At 41.2% G+C, this 15,536-nt stretch carries 14 protein-coding genes and 1 pseudogene; 4 read left to right on the top strand and 11 right to left on the bottom strand.

Annotation, left to right across the window (positions count from 1 at the left end):
• Positions 1–63 precede the first annotated feature (63 nt).
• Positions 64–521, top strand: a pseudogene (locus V7K30_RS02075) (GNAT family N-acetyltransferase).
• Positions 522–579: 58 nt separating this feature from the next.
• On the opposite strand, the gene V7K30_RS02080 reads toward V7K30_RS02075, so the two are convergent.
• Complete coding sequence (locus V7K30_RS02080) at positions 580–2,799, bottom strand: hybrid sensor histidine kinase/response regulator (protein WP_334996634.1); 2,220 nt, start codon at positions 2,797–2,799, stop codon at positions 580–582.
• A 797-nt stretch (positions 2,800–3,596) separates the two neighbouring features.
• Here V7K30_RS02080 and V7K30_RS02085 point away from each other — a divergent pair.
• Positions 3,597–4,523, top strand: a complete 927-nt coding sequence (locus V7K30_RS02085; RefSeq protein ID WP_334996636.1) for a cobalamin-binding protein — start codon at positions 3,597–3,599, stop codon at positions 4,521–4,523.
• Positions 4,524–4,554: 31 nt separating this feature from the next.
• On the opposite strand, the gene V7K30_RS02090 is transcribed toward V7K30_RS02085, so the two are convergent.
• The 3 genes from V7K30_RS02090 to V7K30_RS02100 all read right to left on the bottom strand — a co-directional run bounded on the left by V7K30_RS02090 (position 4,555) and on the right by V7K30_RS02100 (position 5,854).
• Positions 4,555–4,857, bottom strand: a complete 303-nt coding sequence (locus V7K30_RS02090; RefSeq protein WP_334996638.1) for a TMEM165/GDT1 family protein — start codon at positions 4,855–4,857, stop codon at positions 4,555–4,557.
• A gap of 112 nt (positions 4,858–4,969) precedes the next feature.
• Positions 4,970–5,401: a TMEM165/GDT1 family protein gene (locus tag V7K30_RS02095; protein WP_334996640.1), complete on the bottom strand. Its 432-nt coding sequence runs from the start codon at positions 5,399–5,401 to the stop codon at positions 4,970–4,972.
• Positions 5,402–5,503: 102 nt separating this feature from the next.
• Positions 5,504–5,854: a YkgJ family cysteine cluster protein gene (locus V7K30_RS02100; protein ID WP_334996642.1), complete on the bottom strand. Its 351-nt coding sequence runs from the start codon at positions 5,852–5,854 to the stop codon at positions 5,504–5,506.
• Between the two features lie 230 nt (positions 5,855–6,084).
• Between V7K30_RS02100 and psb30 the strand changes: the two genes are divergently transcribed.
• Positions 6,085–6,228 (top strand): photosystem II reaction center protein Ycf12/Psb30, encoded by a 144-nt coding sequence (psb30, locus tag V7K30_RS02105; protein ID WP_069068686.1) that lies wholly within the window; start codon positions 6,085–6,087, stop codon positions 6,226–6,228.
• A 146-nt stretch (positions 6,229–6,374) separates the two neighbouring features.
• On the opposite strand, the gene V7K30_RS02110 is transcribed toward psb30, so the two are convergent.
• Both V7K30_RS02110 and V7K30_RS02115 read right to left on the bottom strand, forming a co-directional pair.
• Positions 6,375–8,474: a single-stranded-DNA-specific exonuclease RecJ gene (locus V7K30_RS02110; RefSeq protein ID WP_334996644.1), complete on the bottom strand. Its 2,100-nt coding sequence runs from the start codon at positions 8,472–8,474 to the stop codon at positions 6,375–6,377.
• A 107-nt stretch (positions 8,475–8,581) separates the two neighbouring features.
• On the bottom strand, positions 8,582–9,007 hold the full coding sequence (locus tag V7K30_RS02115) for a hypothetical protein (RefSeq protein WP_334996646.1): 426 nt from the start codon (positions 9,005–9,007) through the stop codon (positions 8,582–8,584).
• A 515-nt stretch (positions 9,008–9,522) separates the two neighbouring features.
• Here V7K30_RS02115 and V7K30_RS02120 point away from each other — a divergent pair.
• A complete protein-coding gene (locus tag V7K30_RS02120; protein WP_073645131.1) occupies positions 9,523–9,774 on the top strand; it encodes a UPF0175 family protein in 252 nt (83 codons plus the stop codon).
• Between the two features lie 224 nt (positions 9,775–9,998).
• Here V7K30_RS02120 and pstB read toward each other — a convergent pair whose 3' ends face one another.
• The 5 genes from pstB to V7K30_RS02145 form a co-directional block, all read right to left on the bottom strand.
• A complete protein-coding gene (gene pstB / locus V7K30_RS02125) occupies positions 9,999–10,826 on the bottom strand; it encodes a phosphate ABC transporter ATP-binding protein PstB (RefSeq protein ID WP_334996648.1) in 828 nt (275 codons plus the stop codon).
• Positions 10,827–10,877: 51 nt separating this feature from the next.
• Positions 10,878–11,777: a phosphate ABC transporter permease PstA gene (pstA, locus tag V7K30_RS02130; protein ID WP_334996650.1), complete on the bottom strand. Its 900-nt coding sequence runs from the start codon at positions 11,775–11,777 to the stop codon at positions 10,878–10,880.
• Between the two features lie 6 nt (positions 11,778–11,783).
• Positions 11,784–12,725: a phosphate ABC transporter permease subunit PstC gene (gene pstC / locus V7K30_RS02135; protein ID WP_334996652.1), complete on the bottom strand. Its 942-nt coding sequence runs from the start codon at positions 12,723–12,725 to the stop codon at positions 11,784–11,786.
• A 38-nt stretch (positions 12,726–12,763) separates the two neighbouring features.
• Positions 12,764–13,765: a PstS family phosphate ABC transporter substrate-binding protein gene (locus V7K30_RS02140; RefSeq protein ID WP_334996654.1), complete on the bottom strand. Its 1,002-nt coding sequence runs from the start codon at positions 13,763–13,765 to the stop codon at positions 12,764–12,766.
• A gap of 185 nt (positions 13,766–13,950) precedes the next feature.
• Complete coding sequence (locus V7K30_RS02145) at positions 13,951–15,108, bottom strand: sulfate ABC transporter substrate-binding protein (protein ID WP_334996656.1); 1,158 nt, start codon at positions 15,106–15,108, stop codon at positions 13,951–13,953.
• Between the last annotated feature and the right edge of the window lie 428 nt (positions 15,109–15,536).

Here is a 15,536-nt window from a genome sequence, read left to right on the forward strand (position 1 = left end):
GTTAACTTAACCGTATTGGCAGGTGTCCTACCTATTGGATATAGAAATCGTAGAGAGACTTTAATGAGTAATTTAGTTATAAAAGTTGCTGAATTACCTCAAGAATTTCCGGCAATAAAAGCAATTAGAAAATCAGTTTTTCAAGAAGAACAAGGGGTAGATCCCGCTTTAGAATTTGATGGTAAAGATGAAATATCTGATCATCTAATTGCTTATTTGAATGGGGAAGTTGTAGGTACTGCCAGAATTAGATATTTGGATGATCAAACTGCCAAAATAGAAAGGCTTGCTGTTTTGTCTACAGCTAGAGGGAAGGGGATTGGTAAGAAAATTATGGAAAATGCCCTACAAGTGATAGCTAACAGATAGCTAACAAAAATATTCCAGAAGTAGTTATTTCTGCCCAAGTTTATGTGAAAGATTTATACAAAAAATTGAATTTTGTAGAAGAAGGAGAAATATTTGAAGAAGCCAGTATTCCCCATGTGAAAATGATAAAAAAATTATCCCAGTCAAAGTAAAAACATCCTATATATTTTTTCCATAATTGGTCATGAAAAAATGTATTTTCATGACCAATTAACTCAAATATCGCATCAGTATTGACTCTAGTTGGACTATCCGAATTGGCTTAATTAGGTAGTCATTAGCACTACCTGGCAGCATGGTAATTTCCTCTTCTAAAGGTTCGCTAGAGGTCATCATTACAATCGGCAAATCTTCCCAATAAGGCTCTTGTCTAAGGATATTCAGCAAATTTAAGATGCGAACATCCCTAATTAACTGCAAATCCAAAAAAACTAAATCCGGTTGGAGGTTTTGCACCTGTTTCAAAAAGTCGTTCCCATTATCTATCCACTTGACTTGGTAGCCAATTGTGTGGAGATAATCTTTCAACAGTTTGGCAGTATTTTCCTCTTCTTCCAGAAGCAAAATAGTTTTATTTGTGGGAATGACTGCGGAAGAGGAGAACAAGGAGGACAAGGAAAAAGTTGCTCCCTCATCTGTCTCATCTGCCTCATCTCCCCCATCTCCTGGATGCACTGGATTTGGTAGAAACAGAGTGAACTGACTACCCTTTCCCAAAGTCGATGTCACGGTAACATCTCCACCATGCAAACGCGCTAATTTGCGTGTCAAGGCTAAACCCAAACCAGTGCCTTCATACTGCCGATTTAACCTACTGTCAAGCTGTTTAAACGGTTCAAATAGAAATTGAAACTGACTTGAGTCTATACCAATTCCAGTATCTGAAACTGTAAACGTTATCCCTTGCGGTACTTTTTTGACTACCAGCGATACGTGACCGGCTGGGGTGAATTTAATGGCATTGGTGAGCAGATTAAGTAGCATTTGCTTGATGCGCCGCTCATCACCAACACAAATATCCGCTTCTAGGTCAATTTCATGTGTGAGTTGCAATCCCTTTTCTGAGGCGCGATCGCGCACTGTCCATATGGCATAATTACATAAATCTGACACTGTCAAAGGTGAGAGTAACAGTTCCTCTTTGCCTGCTTCTACCTTAGATAAATCAAGGATATCGTTAATCAGTGCCAGCAGATGTTCACCACTACTATATATAGAATTTACATATTCGTTCTGCTTTTCATTGAGTGAGCCAACTATTTCTTGTTGTAGCAACTGCGACAAACCCATAATCGCATTAAGAGGCGTCCGCAACTCATGGCTCATGGTTGCTAAAAATTCACTTTTTGCCCGACTGGCAACTTCTGCTGCTTTTTGAGAGGCACGAAGTTTCAACTCTGTTTGCTTGCGTTCAGTAATATCCTCAATCATCGCTAGAAAAAACTCAGGTTCACCATTGCTGCCAGGTATAACAGAAACAGAGATATGAGTCCAAACTAAGCTACCATTTTGATGCAGGCAGCGTCTTTCCATCTCAATGCGATGTCTTTCGACAAGCTGTTCCTGATGTTCGGAGGGTTGGAAGCCGACCCTCAAAGTTCTTTTTAAGTCTGTGCGAATTCCTGAAATCAGTTGTTTGTAAAGTTTTAAATCCTCCCTTTGTGTAGAAATGTAATCTGTAAAGGGCTTGCCGTATAGTTCTTCTCGGTCATATCCTAAAATCTCGCACAGTGCCAGATTAGTATCGACTATCTGCGCTTTCATATCTATAAGTCCAATGCCGATAGAGGAACGCTCAAAAATCGCCCGGAATTGCGCCTCACTCTGTCGGAGTGCTTCTTGTACGACGTTTCGCTCACTGGCTTCTATCGCCAGCGTCACAAAATCTGCAATCGAGCCAGCAAAAGTCTCTTCTTCCAAAGTCCATTGGCGAATTTCGCCTATGTGTTCGTGACACACTACGCCTACCAAACGACCCTCTAGCCAAATCGGTGCATCCAGCAGGGATGTGATGCCCAAAACTGAAAGATAAGACTCGGATAATTCTTGGGTTCTTGTATCGTTTCTGGCATCATGTGCGGCAATGCTATGTTCCTCTTCTAAAGCCTGGAAATAAGCCGGATAATATGTTTTTAAAAGCGAGTTACCAAAGGTATGCTCCTTAGTGCTCAGATCATATAAATCGATGCATTCAATTTTTGAACGTTCTTCATTATATAACCATACCCCAACTCGTTCTACTAAAAGCGTCCGAGCAGCAGTTTCTGTGATTTCCCTTAAGGCCCCATTGAGATTATCTTGCTGAAATGTCTTGCTTCTTGCCAGTTGCACCAGCGTCTGGCTTTGTTTTCGCAGAGTATTTTCTTTGATTTGTAAAGCCTCTTGGGCCTGGTTGTGCTCTGTAATATCTCTAGCCGACACGACCTGCATTAGTTGCCCTCAAGAAGAAATAATTTTGCCTTACAGTTCTACGGAAAAAGTAAAACCGTCTTTGTATAACTACAATTACTTGATAGGGTTTTTCATAACCGGAAAATATATTTTTCTTCATCAAATCTTATCATTCTAGATAACCAGTTCCAAGTTACATTTTGCTCATCAATTCTATTACTTCATACCAGTGATTTTTGCCAGGGGATAATTAGCATTTCAAAGAGTTAGGACTTACGCAAAATTGTCTCAAAAACCTGATTTTTCGTAGCGGTAATTCATGAATTACCGCTAATTCAGAACTTTTTTGCGTAAGTCCTAAGAATTTCACTATCAAGTAGTATATATAGCAGTCCTAAATCATTTGTAAAAATAAATTAAACGCAGAGAGCGCAGAGAGAGGAATTGGAGATTTTCACGACTTATTTAGGATTGCTATAAATCTCATCTATCTTGAGAACCGTAGTTTTTGCCCTCACCCTAAATCCCTCTCCCTACAAGGGAAGAGTGACTTCTTTCCGGCTCCCCTTCTGCCAAAGTTGGGAGAAGGGGCTGGGGGATGAGGGTTTTTTCTGTTCATACGGAAAGAACTACAGTTTTCCAGGTGTACGCAGTATAGAAATCATATTTTATTTTTGAAATATACGTAGGGTATGTTAGACGAAAGTACGGCACCACCCGAAGGCTTTAGTACCGTATTCTCGGCGATAATACACTTGATTCTCCTAGAGAAAGATGCCTAAAGACTTAAATTTTGTAAGAATTAAGGCAATTGCAGCTTTTGTGGAGGTGGAGCGATGATGGATAGTAATGTGAGAATTGTTTCCCTGATTCCTGGTGGAACAGAGATTTTAGCGACACTAGGGTTGGTTGATGCTATTGTGGGGCGATCGCACGAATGCGATTACCCTCCAGAAATCCTCAATCGCCCTATTTGTACCCAAGCACGCTTAAACTCTAATGCCTCCAGCAGGCAAATTCATGATGAGGTGAACAATTTATTGCAATCGGCTCTCAGTATTTATGAAATCAAGACAGATGTTTTAGAGCAGTTGCAGCCTACCCACATTCTCACTCAAGACCAGTGCGATGTTTGTGCTGTCAGCTTAGACGAAGTTGAAAAGGCAGTTGCCACACTCATTGACAGTAAACCCCAGATTATTTCTTTACAACCGAATATTCTCCAAGATGTTTGGGCTGATATTGAACGAGTCGGCAAAACTTTTGGCGTAGACTCAGTAAAAATCTTAGAAAATTTACAAGCTCGCGTCAAAATTTGTCAGCAAAAAATCCAAGGACTTTCTTTACATGAAGTGCCTACTGTCGCCTGTATCGAGTGGACTGATCCTTTGATGGTTGCTGCGAATTGGATTCCTGAATTAGTTAACTTAACAGGAGGACATTCTCTATTTTGTGTTACAGGTCAGCCTTCTCCTATCTTGCCGTGGGAAACACTATTAATAACTAATCCAGATGTAATTGTTTTTATGCCTTGTGGCTTTGATTTAAGTCGCACTCGCCAAGAAGCCAATTTGTTAACTCAACGTCCTGAGTGGGAAAAGCTGCACGCTACCGAAGCTGGTAGGGTTTTTATTACTGATGGCAATTCTTACTTTAATCGTCCAGGGCCGCGACTAGTAGATTCTCTAGAAATTTTGGCAGAGATTTTGCATCCAGAAATTTTTCAATACGGCTATAAAGGAACTGGTTGGGAACCTTTGTAATTTAGCTGGATGTCCAAACTAGATGATTTGGTTACGGGGTTTGTTCAGAATCTGCCGATGGTTCATTGTTAAATAACAGCAGGCGTGCGGCGAGGATGGCAAATCCAACAGCAGCGATCGCTTTTAACACGCGTGTGGGTAATAATTCGGCTACTGCTCCCCCCGCTAATGCCCCCAACAGGCTTGTTAAAAGCAATGCGCCTGCTGCACCAAAAAATACTGCACGCGGAGAATTACAACGCCCTGAAAGTGCGATCGCTGCTAGCTGACTTTTGTCACCCAATTCTGATAAAAAAACTGTAATAAAGCTCAGTCCTAAAAGATGCCAATCCATATGATTAAAGGGGAGTGGGGAGTGGGGAGTGGGGAGTGGGGAGTGGGGAGTTAGGAGTTAGGAGTTAGGAGTAGGGAAGAAGAACCAATGACAAATGACAAATGACAAATGACTAATGACTAGTAAATATATCCCAAAACAGCATTAGGGAAATCACCAACAACATCACGCCTGCTGATTTTTCTACAGTTTTTGGGCTGAGTCGGTTGGCTATCCAACTACCTAAAAGTACACCTAATAAGCTGGTAGTTATCAGCGCCGCCGCAGATCCGATAAATACCACCCACGGCGAGTGAGATTCTGCACTCATTAATAGCGTGGATAGCTGAGTTTTATCTCCAATTTCTGCTAGAAAAATGGTTACAAAAGTTGTACCAAAAACTACTAGCACTGATTGCTGCTTTTGAGGACTATCGACAACTACAGGCTGAACTGACGGAACGATCGCAGGAGTTAAGCTCAAATCAGTGCTGTCTTTCAGTTCTAGCTCGATCTCAGTCTGAGATATGCTAGATATGTCCAAAGGAGCAGAGTCAAGTTTCACAAGCAATAGTTTTGTTGCTAGGTTGTTTTCATATTTCTATCATATTCTCAGATTGTTAATATATTGCAACCCTATAGAAAAAAAGAAGTGCTGGAGTGAGTGTTAAAGCCCAACAGCTTTATTGAAGCGTAGTATTTCCAGACTGCGATCGCCGTATACTCCTTCTATCTGTTGACGACAGCAGTCAATGGCAAAATCGTTAACTTCTTCTGGCTCAACCCCATACATATCTTGAAACACTTCTGATTCCACACGGCAGAAGCGAGGACGATTTGAGTAGATGCGACATTCTCGTGTGGTATGGTCGAAATTAACGCACCATCCTCCTTCGCCTACCATGCTGAGGTAGAGTTCTAGTTCTGGTGGTGAGAGATACTCTTCCAAATCTGGACGCTCTGCTGGATCAAGATTACAGCAGGCTCCACATTGCTTTACACATTGCCAAGTTGACATTTTTAATTAGGGAGTGGGGAGTGGGGAGTAGGGAGTGGGGACTGGGGGGACAAGGGAGAAATTAATTTCCAATGCCCAATGCCCGATCCCCCTATTTTACGTTTTTATATCTTTTGTTATAATTTTGTTAAGTAAATTAAATCTAACAGACCATAGCCAGATATGATAAGTTGCGGGTTTTGTAATTAAGTTATTGAATTTTTTAAGGCAATTGGGAGGAGAAAAGGAAAATGTTTGACGCTGTATCTGACTTGTTTAACGCTTTTACCAGTATCAATTGGGAAGTTATTTTCCAATTGCTGTCTGTGGCGCTAATTGTGATTGCTGGCCCAGCAGTAATATTTGTGCTGGCATTTCGCAACGGCAACCTTTAACAGTGCTGAGTACTGATTGAGAGTTAGGAGTCAGGAGTTAAGAGTGAGGAATTAAATTTTATTCTCAACTCATAACTCGGAAATCAGTACTCGCAGTGTCACAGTCACAAGTGATAAGTTAATTAAGAACTCCAAACTTCTAACTCCTAACTCTTAACTAATAACGCCTGAAGGGCAGCTTGAATAATACTGTCATACTGTGGCTGAGAAATATCAACTTCTTTGGCGTTTTGACGATTAGTGCCCAGTAAACCGATTATATGTCCTGGCTGCATGACTAAGACTTTGCCTTCAGAATTTTTAATTCTTAATTCTACTTCAATACCGTTTTTATAGAAACCACAAGTATAATCTCGCTGGTTGTACTCAAAGGTGGTGCTTGACTGGGTAGGTGGCGAAGCAAAAAATTGTTGAAGCTGAATTGGCAGTCTAGCTCCTATTAACTCTAGCTCGATGGTGGTGTTACCGTTAAAGTAATTTTCTCGCAGTTTGTAAGCGACATCCACTCGCGGTGGTAAGCGGAAGTAGTCGCCCCAACGCCAAGCGATCGCTTTGATTTTATACTCTTGATTATCAACAGTTTGGGCAATTGTCAGTTTAATGTGACCCTTACCAACGATTTTTTGCTCAACCACTTGGACATTAGGTGTCCAGAAAACTGGATCGGGGTTGTCCATACCGCAGGGGTGGAGAGCATTAAGCTGTTGGTAAAGCTGCTGATTGATGTGATTGAGGTTGACTTCGGCATCAATTTTGAGCAGAGGCTTGAGATGCTGGGGTTCAAGACACTGGTTCGCAAACTCAATCAAACGCGATCGCAACACCTGTAAATTCTCTGCTGGGAAAGAGAAGCCCCCGGCTGCTTTGTGTCCGCCAAATTTCCCTAATAAATCGTGACAATATTCCAAAGCTTCAAATACATGAAACTCTGGAATTGAGCGTGCTGAACCGCGTATATGTTGCTCATCCTCATAAGTACCGATAAACACGGGAACGCCATAACGTTCCACCAAACGGGAGGCGACAATCCCAATAACGCCGTGATGCCAATTGGGTTGAACAACAACTAATACACGGTCTTTTTGTAGAGATGCAACAAATTCTGTCTCTACATAAGCGATCGCTTCTTGTTCAATTTGCTCACACATCTCCTGACGAGAGGCGTTGATTTGTTCGCACTGCATTGCTCTTTCCAGCGCCACCCCCATATCATCTGTAGTCAGCAATTCAATCACAGTCTGGGGATTACCAATCCGACCAATAGCATTAATTCGCGGCCCCAGGCGAAAGCCGATATCTTCAGGCTTGAGCGATTTTGGATTTTGGATTTTGGATTTTGGATTGGGGATTTTCTCCCCTGCTTCCCCTGCTCCCTCTTCTCCCCTCGCCTGCACGCCGCCTACCTGAATTAATGCCCGTACCCCAGCTAAGTTAGATTTGGGTAAATGCTGTAAACCACGTTTTACCCAACGGCGATTCACACCAGTTAAGGGAGCTAAATCTGCGATCGTTCCCAGTGTAAATAGTGCTAACATCGGCTGGATCAAGCCCTTAGTCGCCCCTAACTGTTGTGCCAGAGACACTGCCAAAATGTAGGCAACACCAACACCAGCAACACCCCGATAAGGTGACGATTCAGCTATTAGTTTAGGGTTCAGGATAGCGTTAGCTGGCGGTAATTTTTGGGGGATATCATGGTGATCGGTGATAATAACTGCTAGACCAAGTTCTCTAGCTCTAGCAACTGGTTCAAACGCAGAGATACCATTATCTACAGTCAGAATTAGCCCTACACCTTCGCTGTGAAATTCTTCAACTATGCGTTTATTAATACCGTAGCCTTCGTGCATCCGGCTGGGGATAGCATAATCTACTTGTGCGCCTAAAGTGCGGAGACTACGTAAAAGTAGAGCAGTGCTGGTCATACCATCAGCATCGTAGTCACCACAAATAGCAATTTTAGTTTGAGAAGCGATCGCATTTTGCAACAACTCCAAACTAATCGCCAAATCTGGGAATTCCTCTAACGGCGAAGGTAAGACTAAAGACTCTGGATCTAAAAATGCTTGTACCTGTTCTGGTGTTTCCATACCCCGATTAATCAACAACTGGCTGATAATGGGTGAAAGATTGGTCAAAACTGCCAGCTTTTGGGCAAATTCTGGTTTCTGCGGATAAATTTGCCAGCGCTGATTAGGTAAGCGCCTACTAGGTTTTGAGATCTCAGATACAGGTCGGTCTAGCACAGTATAAAGTTAGGAGTTAGGAGTAGAGACGCGATTCATCGCGTCTGTTATGAGTGTTGAATTTAAAGTTATTTCTTAACTCATAACTAATAACATTAATTTGCTATCTAAAACACGTTTATCCTACCATCATCCATAATATACAATGAGCGATCGCCCGGAGAGCGCAAAGTCGGACGGAGTTCAAGCCGCAATGTACCAAAGTTCGGTTTCGAGACAATTGCTTGTAGTGATAAACCCTTTTCGCTCCAAAATATCAGAGATGTATTTGGCTCGGTACCCTCTATTTGTTCTAAATTTAATTTCTGTCCTGGACTCAAGGATATTGCATCAGTCCCGGAGGGTTTTTGGATTTTTATCAGGTTAGGTGTGCTATTGACGACTTCAACCCGGATGTGTTGCCCAGGTGTAAATTGAATTGGGTGCGACCCACACTTAGAGGCACAAGTTCGAGCTAAAGTAGCACTGGGATTATTGATTGATCCAATGAGAATGGTGGCTGCAACTAAAGCAAATGACAGAGACTTAAACATAATACACAGTATAAGTACTAAACTGAAATATTACTTCAATTTAGTACTATCAAGCCTCAGCATATTTTCCCGAATTACAGCTATTTTCAGGTAAATAGACCACGCGGTAGGGGCACAGCAATGCTCATTGGTGTCAACTTAAGCGCAAACCCCTTTAAAACCTCGTTTCCAGCCTCTGGCTGGAAATGCTGCTCTTGGCGGCTCTGCCGCTTTTCAAGAGGCTCCGCCTCTAGAACGGCATTCCCAGTCGGAGACTGGGAACGAGACAATCTAAAAGCTGGTTCTAGGCAGGTTCTTACGCTAAGTTGACACCAATGAGCAATGCTGTGCCCTTACGACAGATGTGGTTCAAATACTTGAATTCTGCTGTAAGCTGAGGAGATTATCTTGACAGTGGCAGATGATACTGAGCATATTTGCGTAGGCGTAGCCCGTCGTAGACATCGCTATACTGCTTGGACTGGTGTAAGGCATAATCAAAAAAGAATTAGGAATCAGGAACATAGAAGCGAACTATGCACATTCTATCCCTTCACTATCCCGATGACTTACTCATTACCTCCGGCAAATCACCCCAAGCATTAGAAGCAGAACTTACATTTTTGCTCGCAGTCAAACTATTCGAGCTACGCCGACTATCTCTTGGTAAAGCCGCCGCCTTTTGCAGTATGAACAAACCCCAATTCATGTACGAACTAGGACGTTTGCAAATCCCAGTTATCAACCTAGATGATGACCAAATCGCTGATGAATTGCGTGATGATTAACTCTGTCATTGTTGCCGATAGCAGCCCCCTCATTTCCTTGTCAATTATCTGCCCTTAAATCCCCTCCTCGCTTGCGGGGAGGGGAGACAAAGCGTAGCTTTGGCGGGGTGGGGTTCTTGAAGTTTAATAAGTAATCAAGCGGACATGATATAACGCATTCCCCACCGTCATTACGAATTACGAATTACGAATTACGAATTACGAATTACGAATTACGAATTAATTTACCCGAACCGTCCACTGATATAATCTTCAGCTTCTTTGGTTTGAGGAGAACTGAACATTTGAGCTGTAGGATTAAACTCAACTAATTTTCCGCGACGTTTGCCATGCTCGTCAATTTCTGTATTGAAGAAAGCCGTGAAATCTGCCACTCTGGAAGCTTGCTGCATATTGTGTGTCACCATAATGATGGTGTATTGCTCCTTGAGTTCTAAGCAGAGTTCTTCTACTTGGCGGCTAGAAATTGGGTCGAGAGCAGAACATGGTTCATCCATTAATAATACATCTGGCTTCATGGCGATCGCACGAGCAATGCAAAGCCGTTGCTGTTGTCCGCCAGATAATGCAGTCCCCTTCTCTTTGAGTTTATCCTTGACTTCATCCCAAATAGCAGCGCGTCTGAGGGAATCTTCCACCAATTCATCAATGTTACCTTTATAACCGTTAGCACGGGGCCCAAAGGAAATATTTTCGTATATTGATTTGGGGAAAGGATTCGGTCTTTGAAAAACCATTCCGACTTGGCGGCGTAATTTGACAGAATTTATCTTAGGATCATAAATATTGCGATCGCGATAATTCAGTCTACCCTCAACCTTAGCACCAGGGATTAAATCATTCATCCGGTTGAAGCAACGCAATAAGGTACTTTTACCACATCCTGAAGGCCCAATAAAAGCAACAATTTGTTTTTCAGGAATCTTTAGATAAACATCTAAAAGTGCCAGAAATCCCCCATAATAGACCTTCACACCTTCAACATTAAATACGCCCTTGTCTTGGTCGATTGTGGCACTATCTGATTGACTTCTACTATTGCTATAAGTCATTTGGCTGTTCTCCTAATATTCATGAATGTATTTGATTAGATATTTAATTACCTAATTTATTGAGAAGCGTTGTCGAATATAAATTGCTACACCATTTAAGACTAAAATCAAGAGTAACAACGCAATAATTGTGGCTGCTGCTGCACTAGCAAAACCCGGTTCAGGACGAGTGATGTAACTGTAAATTTGAATGGGTAATGCCATAAATCTCTGAAACAAACCAGGGTTAAAGGTGAGAAAACCCACAGCACCTACAACAATTAGAGAAGCTGCATCACCAATAGCGCGGGATACAGAGATAATCACCCCTGTCAAAATACCGGGAATAGCATAGGGTAATACGTGACTGCTGATAGTTCGCCATTTTGTGACACCTAATCCGTAAGAAGCATTTCTCAGGGAATCTGGGACAGCGCGAATTGCTTCTCTAGCTGTCACAATAATTACTGGTAAAGACAACAAAGATAAAGTCAATGCACCAGAAATCAAAGCGGGGCCAAACCCAAGCAAATAATTGAAAACCCCTAAACCCAGCAATCCATAGACAATAGAAGGTACACCCGCGAGATTACTGATATTAATCTCAATAATCGCTGTCCACCAAGCCTTAGGTGCATACTCTTCTAGATATAAAGCTGCTCCAACACCAATAGGGACAGTCACAAAAATCACAACAATTCCTAAAAGAACGCTGCTGATAATCGCAGGACGAATACCACCTTGGTCAGGAAAACGAGAAGGAGTTTCCGTGAGAAAGCCAGGTGATAAAAATCTGCCTAATCCGTCTCGAAAAATATCAAAAAGTAGCAATGCTAGGACAAATAAACCAATCAGCAATCCTAACAAAAAAAGCACTTCAAATACTTTCCCTAATGTCTCCCTACTCTCAACATTATCGGTAAATTCTGCCGCCGAATCTAGAGAATCATCTTGTTGATAACTTGTAGCCATATCTATTTAGTCGTATTTTTCTTTAAAACGATTAGCAACCCAGTAACTAACAATATTCAAAGCTAGGGTAAGTATAAATAGAACAGCGCCTACAGCATATAATGTCTTGAAATTAAGACTACCACGCGGACTATCTCCACCAGAAATTTGCGCCATGTAAGCTGTCATGGTTTCTACTGATTCCATAAAATTAACAGTTAATCTTGGTTGTTGTCCGGCGGCGATGAGGACAGTCATTGTTTCACCCACAGCGCGAGAAATACCCAAAATAATCGAGGCGATGATTCCAGAAAGTGCGGCTGGTAGAACTACTTTAAAAATGGTTTCCAGTTTAGTGATACCTAAAGCATAAGCTCCTTCTCGCAAAGAACGTGGAACTGCTTTAATAGCATCTAAGCTGATAGAACCAACAGTAGGTGTAATCATTACCCCCATCATTAACCCCGCACTCAAAGCGTTGAATATTTCCAGAGGGATAAAATTCCGCAGCAATGGTGTAAGGAACAACAGGGCAAAGTAACCATATACTACCGTGGGTATTCCTGCTAAAAGTTCTACTGCTGGACGTAAAATTGCCGCAACTTTGGGTTGAGCATATTCACTCAAGTAAATTGCAGAAGATAAACCCAAAGGAATAGCAACTCCCATAGCAATAGCTGTAGTCAAGAAAGTGCCATTAATCAATGGCCAAACACCAAAATGTTTATCGGCAAATAGAGGTGTCCATTTAGTATCAAGAAAGAATTCGGCAAAAGAGACTTCTTGGAAAAAACTGAATGTCTCCTGAAAGATAATTAGGACAATCCCAAAGGTAGTCAAAACCGAAACTAACGCACAAGCAAATAAAATTGCCGCAACAATCTTTTCTGAGATATCTTCAGATGCATTTTTATCCAGTGACTGTCTGGATACTAGATAAGGATCATCTTGATAATTAGTATTCTGCATAAACAGTTAATTTTTGACTACAATGACTCGGACTTTATTTAAATAAAGTTTGTGATTGGTTCACCGGGTTTGGCTTTTTTAAACTTTGTCCCAGTTTCACCAGTAGCAAACTTTTGTTTTACCTTGATATAAGCTTCATCAGGTAGTGCCACATAACCAACACTATCTACCCACTTCCAAGAATTTTCTAGATAAAAATCTACAAATTCTTTTACTGCTGGCTTAGTATCTAAGGATTTTTTACTGACATAGATGAACAGAGGACGAGACAAAGGTGTATAAATGTTTTTGATCACATTATCTACTGGAACTGGTTTTTCGCACTTTCCTGTAGGACTTTCTACAGCAACTAGATTGAGTTTATCTTGATTTTGAATATAGTAAGATATCCCTACATAACCCAAAGCTGTTGCATCACCTGACACTCCTTGTACGAGAAGGTTTTGATTCTGAGTGGCAGTGTAATCTGTACGGCCATTCTTGGCTTTGCCAGTCACAGCTTGAGTCATATAATCGAATGTTCCCGTATCCGAAGATGGAGCATACAACTTCAGCTTTTCATTAGGGAATTTTGGATTAACTTGATTCCATGTCAATATTTTACCGTCTGATTTGCCGCCCCAAATCTTGCCCAGTTCCTTAATAGTTAGACATTTGGCGAAGTTATTTTGACGGTTAGCAATCACAGCGATGCCATCTAAAGCTACAGGCAACTCGACAAACTTAATATTCTTACTTTTACATTTTTTGATTTCTTCATCTCTAATGGTACGAGAAGCACCAGCTATATCAATATCACCATTACAAAATTTACTGAAACCACCACCAGTACCACTTGAGGCAACGCTTACTTTAGCTTCTGGTTTGACTTTACCGTATTCTTCTGCAACTGCTAAAGAAATAGGGAAACCTACAGCTGCACCATCAATACTCACCTGACTTTTCTTTTCATCGCTGCTGCTACAAGCAGTGATACTACTAGCAATAATCATTAAAAATGTGAGGATAAAGCTATGCTTAAATTTGCTACAAAAGCTCATAAATTATCAATTGAGTAAAGTGACTGAGAATTCCTTATGCTTGGCTATTAGCAAGTAGATAATCTTGCACGAAAAATATAGATACAGCACTTCCGGCGGCTATGAGGTACATCCTCAAAGCTGAAAGCTATGATAAAACAGGGGCAAAAGGAAAACTGTATTGCATAACAGCCGGAAGCGCTGTATCATGCTTTGCTGGCAGCTTGAACTTTGTCAAAAATTGCCCCATCTCCAAAAAACTTTTTCTGAATAATATCCCAGCCACCTAAATCTTGAGATGTGAATAAAGTTTTAATTGGCGGATGTTGTGATGCTACTTCTTGGCTGACAGTGGGGTTAACAGGACGATATTGTAATTTAGCAAATTCCCGTTGAGCTTCTGTCGAGTAAAGAAAATCAACAAATGCTTGTGCAATTTCTCTTGTACCGTGTTTATCAACATTTTTATCAACTACGGCTACAGGATTATCAATGGAAATATTGACTTGGGGTACAACATAAGGTAGTTTAGTCCCATTTTCCCCAGCCAAAATCACCTCATTTTCGTAGTTGATTAAGACATCTCCCTGATTTTTTTGGAAAAATAAATTGCTAGCTTCACGGGCATCTTTCGTTAGAATCGGAGTATTTTTATAAACTTTAGTGACATAATCTAATGCTGTGGCTTCGTTACCTCCGGTTAAACTCACAGAACCCCAAAAAGCCAAAAATTCCCAGATAGCAATACCAGAAGTTTTCGGGTTAGCCGCAATCACTTTCACGCCATCTTTTGCCAAGTCTGCCCAAGTATTGATGCCTTTGGGATTGCCTTCGCGGGTAACGATCGCAGCAACCGATTTACTAACAATACCATTTCTTGGAGCTTTGGTTTCCCAACCTGATTTAATCAAACCTGCAAGAGCAATTTTTTTGACATCTAGGGGAAGTGCCAAATGTACTATATCTGCTTCTTGCGAACCTGCAATAACAGCAGCAGCTTGAGCGCCAGAACCCCCATAGCTTTGCTCAAATGTGACGTTTTGATTATGTTCTTGCTTCCACTTTTGCACAAATTTGGGAATTATCTGGTCGTGAGCTGCTTTGGTGACAGAGAAAGAAACAAGTTTCAGCTTGACATCATTTTTGCTAGCTGAACTGCTTCCAGAGCAGGAGACAACTGCTATACTCAAAAAAGTACCTATTAGAAACAGACTCACAAAGCTTTGCACAGTGCGTCCATTCAGCCAATTTCTAATTGTGTCTTGGTATGATAGTTGTATGATCTGCAATGCTTTCATGACATAAGTCTGCATTCCCTCAGTTAGCAATTTACTTAAATGTATCGGTTGTTGCAACTCGCTCATCAGAATTCACCCCTAAATCTACGGTATTTCTAGACGGATACCGTAATTAAAAAGATTATAAGGTATATAGAATAATATTTATCATCTGGTTTTAATTTTTTTTTACAAGTAGCAAAAGTAGGGTCTAAACTCTGCGCTCTGCCCAACTCCAAAAAGCTGATTTATTTACAGCCTACATACATTATTTTTGTATAGAATTACTACAATAATTTATTGCTAAGAGTTGGAAAAAGCCACAAATTTTTCCCTTTTTGTCCGTAAAAGACCTCTAAGAGGTTTTACTACTCAAAACCTGTCCCTCTCTGAGTCGGAGCTACGGTATACATACAAGTCTTTGGTGAGGTCATTTAAGATTTATCGCGCAGCCCCTGAGATACCTCACCCTGGTTATGCTACGCAAAACCTGTCCCTCTCCTTATTTAAGGAGA

Source organism: Nostoc sp. (assembly GCF_036917655.1).
Taxonomy (GTDB): Bacteria; Cyanobacteriota; Cyanobacteriia; order Cyanobacteriales; family Nostocaceae; genus Nostoc.